The organism is Rhodococcus sp. G6(2025), from assembly GCF_058628105.1.
The window spans coordinates 49,081-69,298 of record NZ_CP179752.1; the positions used below are offsets into that span (position 1 = coordinate 49,081).

At 64.0% G+C, this 20,218-nt stretch carries 17 protein-coding genes; 15 read left to right on the forward strand and 2 right to left on the reverse strand.

Annotated elements, in window-relative coordinates; translation table 11 throughout:
- The first annotated feature begins 3 nt into the window (after positions 1-3).
- Together ACLIVD_RS41420 and ACLIVD_RS41425 are read left to right on the forward strand one after the other, a co-directional pair.
- Positions 4-1,089 carry a GAF domain-containing protein gene (locus ACLIVD_RS41420; RefSeq protein ID WP_491933573.1) on the forward strand — a complete coding sequence of 362 codons (1,086 nt, stop codon included), beginning with the start codon at positions 4-6 and terminating at the stop codon, positions 1,087-1,089.
- A gap of 38 nt (positions 1,090-1,127) precedes the next feature.
- Entirely contained in the window at positions 1,128-1,682 is a 555-nt protein-coding gene (locus ACLIVD_RS41425; protein WP_491933574.1) for an inner membrane-spanning protein YciB, read from the forward strand.
- Positions 1,683-1,977: 295 nt separating this feature from the next.
- Here the strand turns inward: ACLIVD_RS41425 and ACLIVD_RS41430 are convergent, their stop codons facing one another.
- Complete coding sequence (locus ACLIVD_RS41430; RefSeq protein WP_491933830.1) at positions 1,978-2,409, reverse strand: helix-turn-helix domain-containing protein; 432 nt, start codon at positions 2,407-2,409, stop codon at positions 1,978-1,980.
- Positions 2,410-2,772: 363 nt separating this feature from the next.
- On the opposite strand from ACLIVD_RS41430, the gene ACLIVD_RS41435 reads away from it, so the two are divergent.
- The 3 genes from ACLIVD_RS41435 to ACLIVD_RS41445 all read left to right on the forward strand — a co-directional run bounded on the left by ACLIVD_RS41435 (position 2,773) and on the right by ACLIVD_RS41445 (position 6,856).
- On the forward strand, positions 2,773-3,462 hold the full coding sequence (locus tag ACLIVD_RS41435; RefSeq protein ID WP_491933575.1) for a hypothetical protein: 690 nt from the start codon (positions 2,773-2,775) through the stop codon (positions 3,460-3,462).
- A gap of 504 nt (positions 3,463-3,966) precedes the next feature.
- Positions 3,967-4,224, forward strand: a complete 258-nt coding sequence (locus tag ACLIVD_RS41440) for a hypothetical protein (protein ID WP_491933576.1) — start codon at positions 3,967-3,969, stop codon at positions 4,222-4,224.
- A 2,044-nt stretch (positions 4,225-6,268) separates the two neighbouring features.
- Positions 6,269-6,856, forward strand: a complete 588-nt coding sequence (locus ACLIVD_RS41445; RefSeq protein WP_491933577.1) for a hypothetical protein — start codon at positions 6,269-6,271, stop codon at positions 6,854-6,856.
- A 756-nt stretch (positions 6,857-7,612) separates the two neighbouring features.
- Here the strand turns inward: ACLIVD_RS41445 and tnpB are convergent.
- Positions 7,613-9,199, reverse strand: coding sequence for an IS607 family element RNA-guided endonuclease TnpB (gene tnpB / locus ACLIVD_RS41450; protein WP_491933831.1), 1,587 nt, complete (start codon positions 9,197-9,199; stop codon positions 7,613-7,615).
- A 360-nt stretch (positions 9,200-9,559) separates the two neighbouring features.
- Between tnpB and ACLIVD_RS41455 the strand changes: the two genes are divergently transcribed.
- The 10 genes from ACLIVD_RS41455 (at position 9,560) to ACLIVD_RS41500 (ending at position 20,045) form a co-directional block, all read left to right on the forward strand.
- Complete coding sequence (locus ACLIVD_RS41455) at positions 9,560-9,826, forward strand: hypothetical protein (protein WP_491933578.1); 267 nt, start codon at positions 9,560-9,562, stop codon at positions 9,824-9,826.
- Between the two features lie 1,427 nt (positions 9,827-11,253).
- Positions 11,254-12,036 carry a ParA family protein gene (locus tag ACLIVD_RS41460; RefSeq protein ID WP_491933579.1) on the forward strand — a complete coding sequence of 261 codons (783 nt, stop codon included), beginning with the start codon at positions 11,254-11,256 and terminating at the stop codon, positions 12,034-12,036.
- A complete protein-coding gene (locus ACLIVD_RS41465; protein WP_491933580.1) occupies positions 12,033-12,404 on the forward strand; it encodes a hypothetical protein in 372 nt (123 codons plus the stop codon). Before ACLIVD_RS41460 ends, ACLIVD_RS41465 begins: the two co-directional genes overlap by 4 nt.
- 149 nt (positions 12,405-12,553) lie before the next feature.
- Positions 12,554-13,912 (forward strand): DUF2637 domain-containing protein, encoded by a 1,359-nt coding sequence (locus ACLIVD_RS41470; protein WP_491933581.1) that lies wholly within the window; start codon positions 12,554-12,556, stop codon positions 13,910-13,912.
- Between the two features lie 407 nt (positions 13,913-14,319).
- On the forward strand, positions 14,320-14,679 hold the full coding sequence (locus ACLIVD_RS41475; protein ID WP_491933582.1) for a hypothetical protein: 360 nt from the start codon (positions 14,320-14,322) through the stop codon (positions 14,677-14,679).
- A gap of 827 nt (positions 14,680-15,506) precedes the next feature.
- Complete coding sequence (locus ACLIVD_RS41480) at positions 15,507-16,100, forward strand: helix-turn-helix domain-containing protein (RefSeq protein ID WP_491933583.1); 594 nt, start codon at positions 15,507-15,509, stop codon at positions 16,098-16,100.
- Positions 16,097-16,729, forward strand: coding sequence for an RES family NAD+ phosphorylase (locus ACLIVD_RS41485; RefSeq protein WP_491933584.1), 633 nt, complete (start codon positions 16,097-16,099; stop codon positions 16,727-16,729). The genes ACLIVD_RS41480 and ACLIVD_RS41485 overlap by 4 nt, the downstream gene beginning before the upstream one ends.
- A gap of 381 nt (positions 16,730-17,110) precedes the next feature.
- Positions 17,111-17,242: a hypothetical protein gene (locus ACLIVD_RS41490; RefSeq protein ID WP_491933585.1), complete on the forward strand. Its 132-nt coding sequence runs from the start codon at positions 17,111-17,113 to the stop codon at positions 17,240-17,242.
- On the forward strand, positions 17,239-19,248 hold the full coding sequence (locus ACLIVD_RS41495) for a hypothetical protein (protein WP_491933586.1): 2,010 nt from the start codon (positions 17,239-17,241) through the stop codon (positions 19,246-19,248). Before ACLIVD_RS41490 ends, ACLIVD_RS41495 begins: the two co-directional genes overlap by 4 nt.
- Positions 19,248-20,045 carry a hypothetical protein gene (locus ACLIVD_RS41500; protein WP_491933587.1) on the forward strand — a complete coding sequence of 266 codons (798 nt, stop codon included), beginning with the start codon at positions 19,248-19,250 and terminating at the stop codon, positions 20,043-20,045. The genes ACLIVD_RS41495 and ACLIVD_RS41500 overlap by 1 nt, the downstream gene beginning before the upstream one ends.
- Positions 20,046-20,218: the final 173 nt, after the last annotated feature.

A 20,218-nucleotide genomic window follows, 5' to 3' on the forward strand; every position in this document is an offset into this window, starting at 1 on the left:
CCGATGACAGCTGATGCCCTCGTGCGCGCCCCCGCCGAACCCACCCACCCGATCCGCGAATGGATGACTGTGTTCGTCGGCACCGGCGACGAGCACCATGTCGTCGCTGAAGGCCCCAAACACCGCGACTGGCGAAAGATCGGCAATGTCTTTCGCGAACCTGCCCGCACCGCTGTCCTGGGATTGATCCGTAAGTGCATCGCCGATCGCGAGCTCAAGATCGAGACGTTCGAGGGCAAGGTCGCCGACGCCCTGGGCCCGGTCGGGGCAGCCCACCCCATCTTGACTCCCGACAAGAGCGTGGTCGTAGCAGTTCAGGTCTGGACCGGTGACCCGAAGAAGAACCCGCCGGATCGCCCCAATGTCGGGGCCTGGGAGTGGGTTCTGAGCTCGGAGGACAACCCGCCCCCGCCGCAACTGCAGTTGGACCCCGGAGCTATCGAGCTCATCGGGATGTCCGCCCGGCATCAGGATCGATCGGTTTTCGGTCCTGCGGATCTCTACACCCGTTCGGCCCGCCTGTCCGACACGTTGCGGCATGTGCGCCAAATCCGAGACTGCCAGGTAAAGGACAGGTTCGACGGCACGTTCACCATCCGGGCTGAGACCGACGTCACCCGGGAGCTGCGCTACGCCGAGCGGTGTGTGGAGGGCCCGGCGGGTAGACGTGTGCGCGGGATCTGCTGGGATGCGGGCACCGACGAAGCTCTTGTCCACGAATCGATGCTCGACGCGTGGTTGTCGACGATGTTGGCATCGACATCGGGGATGTACATCGCGGTCGGGGATCTGTCGTACCAGTACCCGTACTGGCTGAAGTGGGTGACCGAGCACGTTCCCGGTCTCGGACACGGCGTGAGCACCGGACAGACCTTCGCGCTCCATGAGGAAGACTGGCCGAAGATCATCGAGTGGGTCCAGCAGGTGCGTAAGGGGCCGGTCTCCGGCACGGTGCGGGCACGACGGGGCGGTGGCGGCTGGCTGAAGGCCGAATTCCGGGGCTTCCTTCTCGATCCCCTCGTCAGCGACTCGATCGGTGTCGCGGTGATCTCCCCCGAGATCGAAACCATCCCTGACGAACCCTCCTGACGGAGACAATCTTTCGGAGGACTGAGCTCGTGTGGAGAGTGTTTTACAACGCCGCGTTGGTTGTTGCGTTCATGGCTACCTACAAGACCGCCGGAATCTTCGCGGCGACGGTCGTGGTCATGGCCGGCGTCGTCGGCGAGATCAGCGTGACGCTGGCCCGGCGCCAACGGGTCGACAAACTGCAGTGGATCGGCCTATGCCTTGTGCTCGTCCTCGGCGGTTCGACTCTGTTGTTCCACAACGAGACCTTCATAAAGTGGCGTCCCACAGGGGTGTACTGGCTAATCGCCGGCGCTTTCCTGACGTCGTTGATGGTCGCGAAGCGTGATCCGGTGCGTGTCATCATCGGACGATGGGTGAGCGCACCGGACGCTGTCTGGCGCTTCCTGAGCTGGAGTTGGTTCGTGGCACTGGTCGCGGTCGGCGCCGTCAATATCGTCGTCGCGTACACCATGTCCACGGACACCTGGGTCAACTGGCGTGTCTTCGTCGCACCCGGAAGTCTCTTGGCTCTCGCTGTCGCCCAAGCCACCTGGCATCGCAACTACATCCTCACGGCGTGGCGCGATCACCAATCCGAGGAAGCTATGTAATATCTCCTCCGACGTTGGTTCGACATAGAGTTCGCCAAGCGGACTGACTGCGCGATGCCCCCCCCTCCGGCACGTGCCCGGTCGGCCGACGTCAGCGCACCTCACCCGAGGTTGCGGCGCGACCTTTTCGCGTTGCCCGCGCAGCACGCAGAAAGCCCCTCCTCGAAGGGGCTTTTCGTCATGCTCGCGAGAAGGTCGAATGAACACCTATTTTGCTTACTGCACCACCGCGGTCGCCAACACCCACGTCCAGTACGACTGGAACCGTTCCCTTCGCATCTGCGGCGCCCGAGGGCTACGCGGGAGTGCCAGCGGGGCGGGTTCGTACCCGCTCGTAGCTCGCCCGCAGTTCGCTTTCAGGGATTTGAAGCGCTGCAGAGAGCTTCCTTGCCACGTTGTCAGACAGCGAAATCTCGCCTCGTTCGACACTTCCAACGATTTGGGTGGTGACGCCGGCAGCGGCGCCGAGCTGTGGCTGGGTGAGCCCTCGCAGAATCCGCCAGTCGCCAGGGTAGCGGTCACCCTCCGGAACCTTGACGAGGTCGGAAATGGGTACCCCAATCGCCGCGGTGACACGGGCGAGCAAATCAACCTGCGGCGACGAGTCGCCAAGCTCCCATCGCCGAATCGTGTCGGCATTGAGTCGCGCCACGCGCGCGAGTTCGCGCTGCGATACACCAGCAGATCGGCGGGCTTTCTCCAGTTGATCAGGCTGGAATCCGCGCATAACTCGACGGCTCACAGACTGAGCCTTACCAGAATAGTCGTCATCACTAGACACTGTGCAATCCCCTCGTTACGATGCGCACATAACGGTACCTATAAATCAGTAGGTATAGATTCGGAGGTGATGGGAAGTTCTCGTCAAACGTGAACGGTCCCCCAGCTGTTAGCGCAGCTAGGGGACCGTCAGAACAGCAAGTCGACTGTTAGCGCAGTCGGACAAGCCATGAGACCAGCGGGTTAGCGGCCCGCGGCCTCGAATGCAGATCGGAGCCTGCAAATGAACACGTTAGATGGCGCTGGTGCTCTACGCCTAGCGACTGCAAGTTCTCATGCTGGTAGGGAGAAGGTCGACGGGCACGATCGCGTGACCAACGGCCCTCTCCGCGAGATCCTGGCCAAGCATCGTCCTAACCACGACCACACGTCCTGCACAGCCTGCGGATTCGTCTACACCCCGGCCCGCCCACTATGCCCGCCCGCCGCTGGCGCTCTGCGCGAACTGTCCACGGGCGCCCTCCGGTCCCAGGACCGGTCTCTGGGCCACTACACGACCGGTCGACTCCGCGCGATGGCGCGCGAACACACCGGCGAGGGCCGGTGCCGGCGGTGCGGGTTCGTCTACGCCAGTCAGGTGCGTCTATGCCCGACGTCGCGGCGGATCGCCGCCGAACTCGAGACCCGCGGCAAGGCGCCCGTGACCCAGCCCCACACAGGTCAGGGGCTGTGCGCGGGTAAGGGTTCCGGTTGGACCGTCACCGGAACAACAGCCGCGGCGTGGAAGCGTGCGATGGCGGCCTGCTCGGTGTGCCCGCTGCTCGCGCAGTGCGAGACGCAACTGGAGGACAGGCTCGCTACTGGTGTGAAAGTTCGCGAGCAGATCATGGCCGGACGGCTGTTCACCGTCACCGGCCGCGAGATCGAAGCCGCTGGGGTCGATGCGTTCGCAGTTGCCCGAGGGAGGACGAAGAAGAAGCAGAAGCCCCCTGCCCCAATCCCGGCCCCCACTCCGGCTCCGGCGCGGCAGCCCGCGCACTTCGGGAACGGGGCGGCATGAGAGCCCTCACTGGTTTCCGCCTGTTGGGCGCGCCCGCAAAGAATGCCCTCGAACTACCGGCCAGCGACAGCTCAATCCGGAGATCCGAGCAACTTCTCGCCGAATGTCCTCTGGTCATCTCGGCTGAGGCGCCGACCCTGAGTGTGGGCGCCCGAGAGAAGCTCACCGATGTCATCGACTTGGTCGTGACGAACCCTGAAACGGCTTCCGTTGAGCAGATCCGTGAGGTCGCTTCGCTCGCCCGTCTACTTCTCCGCCGACATCCCGCGTAGCAGTACAGATTCAGCGCGCTTCAGAACAGGGCAAATCGGTCCCGATCACCCGATCTTGTCGCGCCCTCACTGGAAGCGGTGTCGCTGAAACCCACGGCCAAGTCCGTTCAGTCCTAATACGCCGAATCGTTCACGAAAGGCAGTCCCCTTCGATGACCACTTCAGTCACACGCGACACACCGAAGAGCGCCGGTTACCCGTATCGGTTACAGGTTCGATCTAGGGTTTCCTCATGGCACAGCACAACAAGGGGCCCCGCGGTCAGATCGCTACTCGCGCACCCCTCAGACACCACAAGGTTTACGAGAGTCGGGCAGCCGAACTCGGCATCCCTGCTGGCGACTATTCCGTGCTTATCCTCGCCATCACGCACGGACTGGACATCCCGGATTACATCAGCGAGAAACTGCGACCGGAACAGCTTCGGCTACTCGAAATCGAAGCTGCGGGATCGCTGCACCAGATCGAGCAGTTGGCGATGGGCGCATGAACGACACCTAGACAGCGAACAACCCCCAGGGCTTGGCGGCATCGGGGGTTGTCCGGTTATGAAATTTCGGGACCTTGCCAGCTCCCTGACCACCACTACCTCGGAAGGAAGAGGCGGTGCTTACTCGATGATAACGCATGGCCGTAAATCTGGCCTGCCTGCGTACTTCCACTCCGTAACGTGTCTGTCTCAACGAGACCACATGCCGGCTACGGCGCTCCCTCACGCGCAAGAACACTGCGACGCCACTACCCCTGTGTTGGCTTACCAGGGCGCCCATTACGCGACGGAATCTGCGGGTTCTGAGCTGCGACTTCCGGTGCTGCTTATGCGCGCATCGGCCCTTCTAACTGAGGAGGGCGGTGTGCCTAAGGAATAGCGGATCGGAACTAACTCGATAGCTAATTCAAGAGCGGCGGTACAAGCCAAAGGGACCCCCGGCGGGGGTGGGTTTATCCAATGAATCCCGATGGGAGGACTGGCAGGTCCTCCCCGTCTAGGGCGATCGTCTGGCAGGACGGTCATTCCCTGAGGTGAGTAGAAGAAGTTAGCAGCCTCTTCGACTCGGTACTGCATTCCCCGAAGGGACTTACCTGTGGTAGGTACGTCTCAGGGTAGCGCATACCCTGAATACCTCTCAACGGTTCAACATTCCGATCTCGGCGTGTCGTGGGCTAAATCACACAACTCGCCGATTTCCCAAACCACGCAACCAGCAACGCAACCACTTCAGACCCCGTGGATTGACGAGCTGCGACGACTCAACACGGACACCGATCAGCGCGGGAAATCCTGGACGCTGCCCGTCAGCACCGGCCAAGAAGCAAGCATCCCGATCTGGACAAGCCGCGACGGATGGATGCGACAGGTCCGGTACGCAGTCACCAAGACCACCGCCGGCCGCGCCGCAGCCGCCCGACACAGGATCGGCGTCGAAAGTATGGTCGCCATCGCTGGCGCGCACGCGTCGTCAGCCGACTCGAAAACTGGGCGCCGCGTTACTGCCACAGTCCAGAACCTCGCCGCCCGAGCCGGTGTGTCTGAATCGGTGGTCAAACGAGGTCGCCGTGTGCTGAAAGCACTACACCTCGGCTTCGAGCTGGTGCGGGGCCGCACCCTGACTACGCGTGAATTCCAAGCCGCAGAAGTCCACCACGGTGGGCGCCAGCACCGCGCTGCCAGCGTGTGGGCTCTATCCTCCCCACCTGACCTCGTCGCGGCCACTCCCGCTCCCCCAAAGCTGAAGAAGCGCGGCAGCTCCCCGGGCAGGACACACCGCGCGGCGAAGCTGGTTCGCCACACCACTACGCCGGGTTCGAATGCCAATCCCCAAGCCCCCGACCGTGACCCCCTATCTTTGAGTGGTTTTTCCCCGAAGGGGATCTCTTGTAAAGAAGTAATCACCAAACGCGCATGCGCGCGCGAGAATCAACCCTCATCCCCGAATCAGACGAACCCACGCCCAATAAATCTGCAACGAGCCGCCTCGACGCTGGTCGCCGCAGCTCCAGTTATCGCACCCAGTGGCCACATCGGAGCCGTGTGCGACGTCATCGAACGCGCAGGAATCGACACCACCCGCTGGACAGGACGGGATATCGCCCAAGCTTTGACAGCTGACACCGTCGCGCGAGGTGAGCTCTGGCCGAACACGGTTCGCTCGCCGATCGGATATCTGACCTGGCGTTTGTCCAGAATCGACTGGTCGGGCCCCTCCCCGAGCGAGCGACGCGCCGCAGAGGCTGCGCACAGCGCACAGCGCCGCGCTGAGCGTGACGCCGAACGCGAACGTGCCCGTCGCGCAGCGGCCTCGCCTGAGCACCGGAAAGCTCTCATGGAACAGATCCGCGCTAGCTTGGCACCCCAAAAGCAGGCGGCCTGACCATGCCCATCGATCCTTGGCGCACCCTGCACATACGGCAACGCTGGTCGGACCGACCGCGGACGATCACCACCGCGCCGACCGAGGTACCACTTATCAAAGAGTCTCGGCCATATACTGCGAGAATCATCGTGGCCGACTCGCACAGAACGGAGTGCGCTCGTGGGTAAGAAGAACACCGCGTCCCGATCGACCCACCGCCACCCACGGGTCTACGTCAGCCGAGTCCAGGCGCCTCCCCACATCAGCCGCAACGCAGACTCGATCCGCGAACGCCTCCGCAACGGCGCCAAAACAGTCGTAGTTGACACTGCAGGTCAGCTAATCGAACTCGACGACAAAACATTCGCATCGGCCGGCGACGAGTGGACCCTACGATTTACCGCTGGATCGCAAGCACGGATTCATCTCGACTCACCACTACCCGCGACCGCGCACATCGTCGCCACCGACGCAACGACCGTGGAAGTCACAGGGCAAGTTCATGTCTGGGCCTACACCCACGCGACAGTTACTGCCTTCGACCGGTGCAGGGTTGTAGCTCACAATCACGCATTCATCAGAGCATGCGACCACTCCACTGTGTGGGCCGACGACAATGTCGTCGTCCACGCCTACGACGAGGCCACGGTCCAAGCTAGAGATCACGCGATTCTCGCGCTATCCGATGAAGCACGCGCAGTCGTGGACACCGCAGTTGAGGTTCGCGGTCCGGCCCGCAAGAACGTCACCACCCGGGCCACAACATGATTCCCGATCATCGGCAGACTCTGCTCCGGTGACGCACCACCTGTCCAACAGCAGTTCCAAGAAGGCCTTCGTGTGCCTGGCTGTCGAAGTTGGACCGCTCCAGTGCGGTGCGGTCCAACCCTCTTGGCTGTCCGAAAACTACGTAACCCAACCTGACGTTGCTAGCAATGCGAGCTAGCATTGCTAGGAGTCTTGAGCGGCCCCGAGTAGTTAGGTGAGCGTTGATACCCCGGCTACCTACGATTTCTGTCACGTGACGGCAGATACGGACGTCGCCGGAATCTCACCGGACGGCGCGTCGTGATGGCACCTTGGTGTCTGTGGTGGACTGCGAATATGCCCAAGAGCCGAGGCCGCCGCAGGGGCGGCAAAAAGCCGACCCGTTCGCCGTGCTCCCCGGCAACTCCACCCCGCCGATCTTCTGCTGCGCGACGCCCGGCAACTCCTCGAAATCGACGATGTGCTCACCGCCGAGACCTGGGCCAGCGGCTGGCTCGGCGAAGCGTGGTCGACAGCGGTGACCGAACGCGAGCCCGAGCATCAACTGTGTATGCAGGTCACCGACAGAGCATGCACGACACCGTCTCCGCACTCACTGCCGCGATCGACGCGCTCGCGCGGGTGGCACCTGCGGCCGACACCTCCATGCTGACCGACACCCTCCACATCTTGGCCGAGACCCAACCCCCTGCCGGCCTGGCACACCGTCGAGGCGTGGACTCCGACCGCCCCTGTTCATTGACTACGACGGACCGTTCACGCTGAGTGTTGTGTAGTGCACTCGGCCTGAGTGGCCGGGTTGCCCCGGCCACGTTCACCACTCGGTGGTGTTCCCGCAGCGATACCGTCTGCCCGCCGAGTGGCGGGTCTTATGGTTGGTTTCTGTCGGGCTTCTTTTACGTCTCGTCCGCAACTCGCCGAAGACGCACCACCCTCACCAGCCGCGAGGGCGGCGAGGTTGAGGGCGGCGTTGTGATCACGATCCGCGCGGTAACCGCACGCATCGCAGAGGAACACCCGAACATTCAAAGGCAGTTTGATTTTCGCTACCTGACAGTTCGAGCAGGTCTTACTCGACGGATACCACCGGTCTGCCACATGCAGTCCGGTGCCGGTCCAATCGGTCTTGTAGGTCAGTTGTCGCCGGATCTCGGCGAGCGCCGCATCATGCAGGGCGCGGTTTAACCCCCGTTTGTAGGCGCCACCGGAACGGGTCATCCCTGCGATGTTGAGGTCTTCGACGACGACGGTGTCGAAGTCCCGCACCAGTCGGGTGGTGAGTTTGTGCAGGTGATCGCGTCGACTGTCTGCGATGCGGGTGTGCACCGCCCGGATCTGTTCCTGGGTGCGCAGCCAGCGCCGGGAGGGTTGTTGACCGGTGCGAGAATCCGGGCCGACCCGCCGCGATGCGCGGCGCCCGAGCCGGCGAAGTTTTTTCGCCTGCTTCCGTGCGTGTTTCGGATTGTCGATCTTCTCGCCGGTCGAGAGGACCGCGAGGTGCTTGATGCCCACATCCACCCCCACGACCGACCGAGGACCAGCGGCGACGGCGGGGAGTGCTCTGGCGGGGAGAGTGATTTCGACGGAGAACGACACCTGCCACCAGCCGCGTCGATACGACAGGGTCGCCGACCGGATCCGCGCCGACCCGGCGATCGTCTTGCGGGCCAGTTTGCGGGTCGATTCGCACGTTCGGATCGCCCCGATCCGCGGCAACTGCACATGACGGCGGTCCCCGCCGTCGGTGACCAGCCCGAAACTGCCCGTCGTGAACCGGCAGGATAGCGCCGCCCGTTTGCTTTTGAAGCGGGGGAATCCGGTGGCGCCTTTGCGTTTCCCGGACCGGGCATCGGACCAGTTCGACAGGGCGACAGCGCAGTTCGCGATCCCGGAACTGTATGCCTCTTTCGAGTTCTCCGGCCACCACGGCTGCCCGGACTCGGGGTTGACGGCGACGGCGTTCTTGACGGTGTTCCAGAGTTTGCGCAGGCTGTACGCGGACCACGACATCGGCGGGGTCAGCTCCGCCTCGGGAACATCGTAGGACCATTCCGCAGCGCGTTGGTCGAGGTTCGCCTTGACCTGCGACAGCGCCCAGTTGTAGGCGAAGCGCTGCGCCCCGCAATGCGACCGTAACGCCTCGACCTGTACCGGGGTGGGGTCGAGGACGTACACGAACGCCCGGATCACCGTCCGAGACGGATCCGGTGCAGCGATGTCGGCAGTCCGGTCCGCGAGTACCGCAGTGGCCGTCGATGGGCGGTCCGTCGCGGCGGTATCGGCAGCGGCAACACGGCGACGGGCACTGCGCTGCGCGTACCGGCGGGCCCACTGCGATGTCATCACGTCGGTAATCTCCCTCACAGATCATCAGCCACCTTGCCGTCGTTGAAACATCAGCAGGGTACGACAGGGCACCGACAACACCGCCTCCCTAAACCGAACCTGAACCTGGCCAACCGTTCCGATGCCCAGCACGATCGTCGTCGCGTTCGGATCGGCACACAGCTCACGAAGTTTGGTGCTTTTCCCGTTCAAGCCGGAATCCGACCTCGGTGACTGTCCTCGACACACTCAGACCACGTTTACCGCACCCGGTCACCATCCCCGACCCGCCTACCGCTTCAAGCCGGACTTCCCGAGCAAAGGCGCAGCCAACTGGTCGAGGACTTCCTCACCCCCGACATCGGAAGCGACGACGAGGTGAGCCGGTCGCTGGCCGAGCTGTTCCTGGACTACGGCGAAGGCTACATCGGCGCCGGACCGCTGTGCTGGAGCCCGGGCGAGGTGATGCTCCTGCTTACAGGTTTGCTTTCCCGCAAAGCAGTCCTCGACGCCGACCAACGCAACGCACTGCCATTCGTGTTGCGCCGATGGCTGACCTTCGCGTTGACCCAACAGTGGATCGACCGCCAGTGGATCAGTCTCGTCGTTGATGCTGTCGACACCTTTTTACTCGGAGCTCCATGACGCGTTCGGCGATGAAACTGCGTGGGGCCCCGGAAAACAGTTGGTCGCAGCGCTTTCCGAGCGAGGCGTCGACCTCACCGACCGCCACGCCGTCGACGACGCGATTCGGCAACTCAACGCCGAACAACTCGCCCACCGATTACGGCGATGAACCGTCAGCTGTGAGCACACCCGATTCACACGTCCTGGGGAATGTTTTCCTGCGACGCGCTGCCCAGCGAATGTGCGCTCGTTGAGAAGGCGACGTAACCCCACGGTGCGATGCTAGTCGGGCTATCTATCGGTGCTAGAGAAACTAGGTAGCAAAGTAACACTATTCCAGCTATCTCGACTCGCTATGCGAGAGTTGATTGCTCGCTCACCTACGGCTGCTAGGAGTGAAGGCGTAGCTAGCGGTTAAGTGACCGTTGCGCTAACGCCCCAGCGGAAGTAGCACTTCTCCCGCACCGAGATAGGTACGCTAGGCTAGCTAGCGTAGTGCGGCTAGCCGAAAATGGTGCTTGGTTGATGCGGGGCCAGATCCGCTCGGGCGGCATGTCGAGCTGTGAAGACTCGAAGCCGGCCTGCTCCGTTTCGCTGGGTTCCGCCGCGCCCAGGTAGATGCGATCTGGTCGAGGGATGCGTTTCGCGTGACGGTGCCTCGCGCATCGTCGTGGTGACAACCCCCTGACCTGCTGAAATATCTAAGCTAGCTCCGATAGCATCGACGGGATCTACTTTGGTAGCAGGAAGGGAAGCGCAACTATCCAGGCTATCTGGAGTAGCAACTCCAGCCTTCATAGCGCGGATAGTTCTGCTACCGAGACGATCGCAGCTAATCGTTGTAGTGCAGCAGGTCTCGCAATCGGCGCTATCCGAGAGATGTCAGCAACGATATTTACCTGAGCTAGACGTCGTATGAGCGCTACAGTAGCGCCGCGTTCTATAGACGCTTGCACGTCTATGATGGCTCGCCTGTCTATCCTGCCCATCCTTACTAGGATGGCTACGCAGTCTAGGGGTCGTAGGGTCGCTTGCAGAGTTATGAGTGCGAACAGAACTACGAGCGCGATGCTTGCTAGAGAAGTGCAACTATAGATCGTTGCTGCCATCGCTATACCCGCAGTCGTATCTAACGTCGATATGAAACCTAGTGCAGCAACTGTTGCGAACAAAGCGATTACAGAGACCGTAGATAGGATCGCAACTATAGAGGCCATAGCTATGTCTGCGTCAGCAGCGCCGATCGCTACGAAAGCCAAGCTAGAGAAATTATTTAAGCTATGCACGCTAGATCACCTAGCAAAGAGCGCTAGCGTTGCTCGGCGTGTCGAGCTAGCTCAGAAGCCAAGCCTGGCTATGCTCCCTACGCGAGCGTGCGGAGTTGCACTAACGCTCATCGCGCGCATCTGGAAGTCTCCTGGCCTCGACGGAACGGAAACCAAGTCATGACACGCAAATGCGCGATCTGCAATCAGAAGGGGGGAGTGGGCAAGACTGCCACGACCCTCGGTCTCGCGAGCGCAATAAGCAACGCCGGCGGACACGTCCTCATTGTCGACGTCGACCCCCAGGGCAACGCCACCAACGGCGTGGGCGTCAGCATCACCGACGAGATGCTGACAACCTACGACCTGATGAGCCGAACCGAGTCGGGCACGGCGATCGACGCGGTCATTGCCACCCCATGGGACGGCGTCGATCTGATCCCGGCCGACCAGACGCTCGCGAACATCGAGTCGGATGGGGCCAACGACCTCATCTTCCGCCTCGACATCGCCTTCGAGGGCCTCGACCTCTCCGCCTACGACGCAGTCCTCTTCGACTGCCCACCGTCGCTCGGCAAACTCCTCTTCGCCGTCTTCTGTGCAGTGGACGGGGTCATCGCAGTGACCGAGCCCACCATCGACAGCGTTCAAGGCGTCACCAAGCTCTTCGAAACCGTCGAGAACGTCCAGCGACGCCCCAACCCGAACCTGGCGATCGACAAGATCGTCCTCAGCCGACAGCGGGGGACAGGCGAACACCGATTCCGGGAGAGCGAACTGCGCGAGGTCTACGGCGACCTCGTCGCGCGCACCACCATCCCGGAATACGCCACGCGGCAGGACGCACACAGCGCGCGTACCCCGATCCACAAGTTCACGGGCGGGAAATCGCTGTCATTGCAGCTTGCCTACACCGACCTTCTCAACGAACTACCCATCAAGACCGCAGGAGCGACCGTATGAGCGTCCAACGTGAACCCGCTATCCGCAGGCCGGCGCATCCCGCTGCAGATCTTCCTGAGCGCCCTCGGGTCGTCAAAGACCCCACCCCGGCCACCGTCGATGAGCAGCCGACGCAACTTCCGGCCGAATCGACCATCAGGTCTGTCGCCGACGTGCCCATCTCGCCGGTCTTGTCTCCTGCGCCCGAGGCGGCATCGCCTGTTGAGAAGCTCAGCGAACAACATAACGTGCGGTTGCGGCCCTCGACCAAGGCGCGCCTGACGCGCGGTGTGGACAAGCTGCGCTACGAGACCGGGGATCGGAGCATCACCATCTCGTCGGTCACCGACGCCGCGCTCATCGAATACCTGACCAAAAACGGCTGCTAGCACCGATAGCGACACTAGCTAGCAGGGTTAGGTGGGCGCTCGTGGTAGGCCCACCGCAACGCACTGGCCGCACCAACATAAGGAGGCCCCCGCCGATTGCGCCGGCGGGGGCCTCGTGGACCGGGACCCCGTGGAAGGAAACCCCGATCATGAACGACCTTAGTATCCGAGCAGCACGAATCCAGCTCCGCGCCCTGATTGCCGCCCTAATCGTTGCGATCGCTATTGCGGTCGGCATCACCACCGGAGCGTTCGTACTCTCATTCGCCGTGCAACGCGACCTCGCATTGCAGGCCGGAATACCGCACTACCTCACCTGGATCTTCCCCGCCATCGTTGACGGCGCAATCCTCGGCGCAACGATCGCCATCGTTGCGCTAAGCAAAATCAACGGCAGCGCAACGGGGAAGCATTTCTTCCTCTGGCTCGCGGTGGTCGTCGTCTTCATCAGCGTCTTCGGCAACGCCTACCACGCCTACCGCGCCGGGGAAGCAGCTGCGCGCAGAGTTGCAGCGGGCATCGACCTGGGATACACCCCACTGACTCCAACCGGCGCCTCCCTCATTGCAGTCATTCCGCCACTTTTGGTCTTGGCTTTCACCCACGGCGTCGGAATCCTCATCAAAGCCATCGGCACCGCCCACACCGAGTACACCGCGGTCGTCCGAGACACCCGCGACCGCGAACAGCGGGACGGTGAGGACATCACGACCGATTACCCGACGATGGCGGCTGAGTCGATGCCGGCATCCGAACGGAACGTCGGCCATATTGCGGCCCTCGTTGCCCCGAGCATTGCGCCGGATCCCGATGTTGCACGCGACTTCGACGTTGCACAGGACCCGAACGTTGCGTCGCGCATTGCTCAGGCCGTTGCGCAGGACGGCAACGTTGCGCAGGACCGCAACGTTGCACAGGACCCGAACGTTGCGTCGCGCATTGCTCAGGCCGTTGCGCAGTTCGCCGACGCTGCAACGGCAGACGACTCCTCGGCACCCGACGACAGCCGTGAAGCCGCCGCGCCCGGACCCGAGAATCACACTGGCGTTGCGGATGCCGCGCAACCAACCGAGGCGAACCCAGATGACGTCACCGACGTTGCGACCCTCACCGAGGAGCACGTTGCGCCCAGCGCACTGGACAAGCGCAATGCCGATGCCCTGATGGTCGGCAATGCGCAGGAGGACTCGCAAGAGCCATTCGTGTTGCCGGACGAGGCCCAGACCATCGAGAACCTCCTCGACTTCATCGACACGTGCGCCGACTTCGAGCCTGTAGTGAAAGAGACGGCCCGACTGCGAATCATCGAACAGCACAGTTACGCGGAAATCGCCACGCTCACGCGGGCCAAGGCCGCAAGCACCGCAATGCGCCGATTCGACAAGGTTGCGCAACGCGCGGTCGACGCCGGGTTTCGGACGCCCCCGTTGCCGGAGCTCGAGGAGATGGCGGACGGACGCAATGCGGCAACGCTCGATCCGCAGTACACATTGGTCGGGGCACCGTGATCACCCGCCCTGGCAACGCGGCGACGGCCAGTTCGTACTCTCCTCGGCTCGACCGGGGAGACGACCCGACCAACAGAACGAGGCGTGCCCCACCCAGCAAATTCCGAACCTCCGCAACAGCCAGCGCCTCTGACCGCAACACAGCCCGACGTTGCAGACCTACCAGATGAGGTTGGCAACGCAACGCCTGGTTGCGGAAACGCAACGCCGACAGTGTGAGGTTTGCAACGCGGGCGCCCGATTCGGATGCAACAGGCAATCGGGCGTGTGGACCGCAATGCGGATGCAACACCATCATCACAACGCAGGCGATCATCTGCGCATTGCAGGTGGGCGGGCGCTGCGTTGCATTCTGGAGGCCGGTGACCCATACAGTTCACTCGAGAAGAGTGGATGAGGGAGCGGTTGTGGAGTGGTTCGTGTCGTTTTTGGATCTGGAGACGCAGCGGACATCGGTGCGCGCAGGGGAAGCGTCCGATCGCGATGACGCCATGGCTCAGGTCATCGCCGCTGGGCGCGACCTGGCTTGCCGTGTCGACGGATCGGTGGTCAATAAGTCTGCCCACATCCGCATCGGAACCGAGCTGGCGGTGGTGACCGGGTTCGACAATCCACGCCTGGACGACGAAAACCTGCGCTGCCGTGTCGAGACTGCCATCGCCGCGAAGGAACAACACCCCCGCGCGATGCAGCAACGTGTATCCGGCGAGCTGCAGCCCGCCGCAGGCGCACATACCCCGCTACTCGATCCCGAAGCGGGCGAGTAGATGGGTGGTGATCGATCCCGACGGGTAACCGCGATCGATCGCGCCGCGAAAGTCGAGTGCGGGTCCCGCCAAATGCCATCGCGGCGGCTCAAGTCGTTCGACGGTGCCGCGGGGCACATCAAGTGCGGGTATCGACGCGGGTGCGTTCCGTGGCTGAACGGTTGGCGAACCCATATCGTGCGTCTCTTCCGGCAGGGGAGAGCAGGCACAATTTCATGACGGTGACGTAACTGCCCGAGCCTGGTCGGTTGTCCACTTTTCGCCGGCGACCAGATGGCCAGCCGCGGATCGCCATCATGTGCGGTGGTGGCTGCGCACAGGGCTCAGATCGGACCGGTGCGGCACTATCGATCGTGCGCCGAAAAGGCCGCGACCGTAGCCGCACGGCGACGATAGCTAACGTCGCTATGCTAGCTAGCGTCATAGTTGGGGTGCGTGTTGTGCAACGCACGGCACACCGCTGATCTCTCAGATTGTGCGTGGGACCCTGACCGGCGGGGTCGACAACTACGGAACGGCGTCCGTCATCGACCTGGGCGCCGACCCGGCGAGATGGGCCACGCTGCGCTCGAGCAACGGGCGCGGGTGAAGCTTGCTATCGCCGAGGCGGCCGGTGTGGATCCGCACGTCGCCTGGGTCTGAACGCCGTGGGTCACCACCGACGAGGTAGATCGGAGCGGTCGTTGCGGCCGCCTGCGACGGGGAGTCGGCACCGATGCGCAGCGGCTGGGCTGTCAGCAGCGTGCGACCTGGTGGCCCGGAAGCCGGAATCAGGCGCCCGGCGACCCAACGTGCACAACACTGCACAAGGGAGCTAGGATGTGCATATGAGGTCGGTGGAGAGGGTGGATTCGCTCGACGCGCTGCTGGCCAAGCATCACGTCGACCTCTCCGCCCGTGAGATGCTTCGCGAACTCGACGCTGCACTCACCGCGGTACCCGCCGCGTCGGAGACGTTGTCGGCCGGAGAGATCGAGTTCCTCCGCGCGCACGCCGGCGAGGGCGTCGGCGAAGTCCTCGACCAGTGGTCGCCGGTGGCCGAGATCCGCGCTCGCGCGGTGGAGATCGCGCGGCACACCGTGACGGCGCTCGCGGATTCGCTGGACGTCAAGGAGGCAGCGGCGCTGCTCGGCATCGACAGGTCGGTGGTGTCCCGGCGGCTCACCGCGCGCACGCTGTGGGCGTTCGATCTGCACGGGCACCGCCGCATCCCACGATGGCAGTTCGTCGGTGACGATGTCTTGCCGGGACTCAGCGCTGTCGTGGCGGCCATCCCCTCGACCGCCAACCCCGTGTCGGTCGCCGCGCTCATGCACACCCCGCAACCCGACCTCGGCGACCGGACCCCGCTCGAGCATCTCGCTGCCGCGGCGGACCCCGCACCGGTGGCCGCGCTCCTGGAATCCCTCGACACCTGGTGAGCGGTCGGCACCCGAAGACTCCGCGGGCACCGCGGACGCCGCTCACCGTGAATCCGGAGGACATCCTGGCCTACGACGATGTGCTGTGGCGGATCCACCGCACCACCGGTCCACACGTGGTGTCCTGGCGGACTCTGCGCACCTACGGGCCGATCGCGTCCATGCGCTACGACCCGCACCCCGGCCCCGCCGCGGCAGCGACCACCATCGGAGTCCTTTACGCCGCCTGCGATGTCGCCACCGCGCTGGCCGAGGTGTACCAGGCGACACGAACGATCGACACCACGATCGGGGCGCCTGCCCTGACAGGGTGGCGCCCGACCCGTCCCCTGAATTTGCTGAATCTCACCGAAACCTGGCTGGTACGTCACCAAGCCTCGTACGCACTGCTGCACGGACCGCGTACCGTGTGCCGCACCTGGGCACACGACATCCACCTGGCATGGCCGCATCACGACGGTCTGTACGTATCGTCCACCATGACCGGCCGTCCGAACGTCGTCCTGTGGAACCCCGCCGCCGACTCGTTTCCCGCCGACCCCGAGTTCACTCGACCACTCGATCACCCGCGCGTGCGGCCGATCCTCCGCACCGCCGCACGCACCATCGGATACGCATCCACGGTCTAACTCTGTTGCGCCGTCCTCGGATTACCCGTTGTGCAGTCCGCAACCAGTGGTCCACGCAAATATGCATGCAAACTTGCAAAGCGAAGATACGTGCAAGAAGGCATGTAGTGGGTAGTGTGACCTCCGCGGAACTTCACGGGCGGCACTCGGAACAATAAGTGGGTGGGTATGGCGAAGGTGGGGAGTTCCGGCGGCGGTGCCCGCCGACCGACCGGGAGCGGACGCGGACGTGCCGCGGGGGCGGGGAAGCGCGGTCCTGGTGCCGGAGACCTCGGTGGCACGGGAACGCCGAGTCCGGAGTTAACGGCGAAGTTGGAACCGCGAAAGGGACCGACGAAGGTTCCGCTCAACACCCGGGTACTGGCCTCGACGGAGGCCCGGTTGACCTGGCTGGTGAACAATCGCCAATCCACGGTGACCAACGTCGTGGACGTGGCCCTGCAGGAGTTCTTCGATCGCTACAGCGTCCCTCCTGCAGATCATGACGGCCGGATCGCCGAGCAGCAGTCATGAGCGGTCCGTGGGAGCAGATTCCTCTGTTCGGACTGCCCGAGGTGACCCTGACGGCGTCTCCCGCTTCCCCCGATGACGTTGTCCCCGACGACGACTCTGCCTCGGTCGATGCTGGTGACTTCGTCGCAGCCGATCAGGCGGGCTCGGAGCCAGCCGTTGCTGAACACCCTGAATCGTCCGAGCAGTCGGATGTCGCCGAAGCCGACAACGCCCCGACCCCGCCGTCTCCCGAGGTGGACAGCGAAGAGGTGGCCGACGACGCGGTGGACGGCGATGACGAGCCCACCGAAATCGCACCGGCGGAAACAGCTACGTCAGAAGCCGCCACGGCGGAACCTACGACGCCCACTGATGCCCTGGATCTCCCCGCATCGGAGATCGAGCCGACGGCAACAGCCCGTACACCGGTGTGGGAGGGGTTGCCCGCCAGTGAGGAGGCCGATGGTCATGCGTTGATCGTGACCGCGGACGGGACGTACACGCCGTCCGGGCGGGAGTTGCCCGGCCCGGTCGACTCGGTCGAGAAGCTGGACAAACTGATCCGCTGGGCCGCGCTGACACCATTGGGAGCCCCCGCACAGATCTGGATCGTCGGACAGGGTGCGTGCGAGCTGCTCGGGTGGATCATCGACCCGGGCAGCGAAGACGACGTCGACGACATGGAAGCCCTCCGCAACCGCGCCGCCCAAGAACTGACCGCCGTCCTCCACGCCACCCTCACCCCACTGCTGAACGCCGGCTGGGAACTCCGCGGCGACCCCGGGCACGTGGTGCACCTGTCCCGCTCGATCGGGAACTTCACCTCCATGGTCGATGTAGTGATCGAACCATACGTGTGGACCTACTGGAACAAGGACTTCGGTTGGCACAACCGGGTCGGCGACATGGGCATCCTCGGCTCACCCACGGCCGGAACGTATCTCCCGGACGACGACCTCCCGGCAGCACGGGAACTCGGCCGCCGGCTGGCCTGGTGCGCCCAGCACCTGGGGGTGCTCCCGGGACCGACGCCGGCGCGGACCGGCGCCGCCCTCGTCGACAAGATCAAGCGTGAACGCACCCGCAGCGGCAAAGGCATCGTCGTCACCACACCCGGCTCGGTCCCACCCCTCGACGGCCCGCCGCGGGGAGATCTCGAACCTGCGGTCGGCTGGACACGCGTCCCCGACGCGCAGGATCTCGACGGGACGAGCCGGTTGGTCTCGATCGACCAACGCGCCGCCTACCTCGCCTCCGCGGGCATGCTCGAATTCGGCTACGGGCAACCCACCCACCTGACCGGGGACGCGGCGGCCACTGCGGCGGTGGGGGACAAGGGTGCACCGTTCGGGCTGTGGCGAATCACCCTGCCCGCTGGACAGACACTGTCGCTGCCCGAGAAGCTACCTCTGCCGCACCCCCACATGCTCGCGGACCAACCGGTGCAGACCTGGGTGACCACGGTCAGCCTCGACGGGCTGTGCTCACCCGTGGCAGACGGAGGAATCGGCGCCGAACTCGACGACCTCGACATCACCGAGGCCTGGGTCTACCCACAGCAGGGCCGGGCGCTGGACAAGTGGGCGAAGATCCTGCGCGAGGCCCGCAAGGCCGCGGTGGACACCGACGATGACGCGACGAAACGGTTCCTCGGCACCTGCTACAAGGGCTACATCGGGCGAATGGTCAACCCGGACATGTGGACTGCGAAGCAGATGCAACATCACCACCAACCGCTCTGGCGCGCGGCGATCATCGCGCACTGCCGGTGGCGCGGCCGCCGCGTCGCGATGCGGATCGCCCGCGAACACAATCGTTGGCCGGTCCGCACCGTCACCGACTCCTGGGTGTACCTCCTCGCTGACGGTGAGGACATCGCCGACGCAAGCGAGGCGCTGGGGAAGATGTCGGTCGAAAAGGACGTCGTCCTCACCGACACCCTCCTGTCCGCCTTCACCTCGGTGGAGGACGTTCACGACGTGAACCTCGCGATCAAGGCGGCGTTCGCCGAGGAAGAAGACGACTGATGGCCCTGCATCTCCCGAAGCCGCGCACCAAGAAGCCGGCACAGGAGGCGGTCGGCCTCGACGGCCTCAAGGTCTCCGTCGCCACCGCCGCCACCAGTGGTGTGGAGAAGTCGAAGCAGGTCAAGAGCGGGGGGCTGGCAGGGCTGACCAGCAAGGTCTCGGTCAAACAGCTGCGCACGGAGCTCGGCAACGAGGGCCTGCGTCAGGCGGCGATCGATGCCGGCCGCACACCGCCGTCGGCTCGTACGTTGCGCCGGTGGGCGCAGCAGGGCCGGATCCCACACCCGGATGTTCTCGAGCGTGCGCAGCGGCGTGCGGCGATCGAACGCCTCGGCGGCGTCGACGCCGTGGCCGCCAAGATCGGCCGGTCCCGCTCCGCGGTCTCCCGGTACCGGTCCGGGGAAACGAACGAGTTGCGTGCCGACGCCAGCAAGAAACTCCGCAACGTCAAGGCGCAGGACATCATGAAACGCGCCGGAGTGTTGCGCCCGGACGGAACCCCGAAAAGAGCGGTCATCCGGGTCAAGGGTGGCGTCATGGTCCGCAACGGTGCCGACGAGGGCTACGACTACCGGGTCCGCACCCTGGATTTCGCGAACTCGGACACCCCGTTCACAAGTGAAGAGTCCCGTGAACTGGCCGCCGCGCTGGCGAATGACGATCACGCCCGCGTCGTCGCGTTGCTCGAGCGGCACGCCACCCTCGACTACCCGGAGAACAAGGGCTTCGACAAGTACAGCGACCAGTTCGGATTCCACTTCGACCACATCGACTCCGTCCACATCGACTGGATCTAAAACGCTGGGAACCCCCCACCAGCCCGCCGCGGCACGGGTCGGGTGGCCCTTGTCGCATCGCACGTGAAAACCCCCCACTCCGACCCATTCTCGCCGGTCAGCGCCCTAAAAGGGAGCGGGGGCACCCCGACACCCCGTTGAGGGGAAACACCGAAATGGGTGAATGTAGGCAT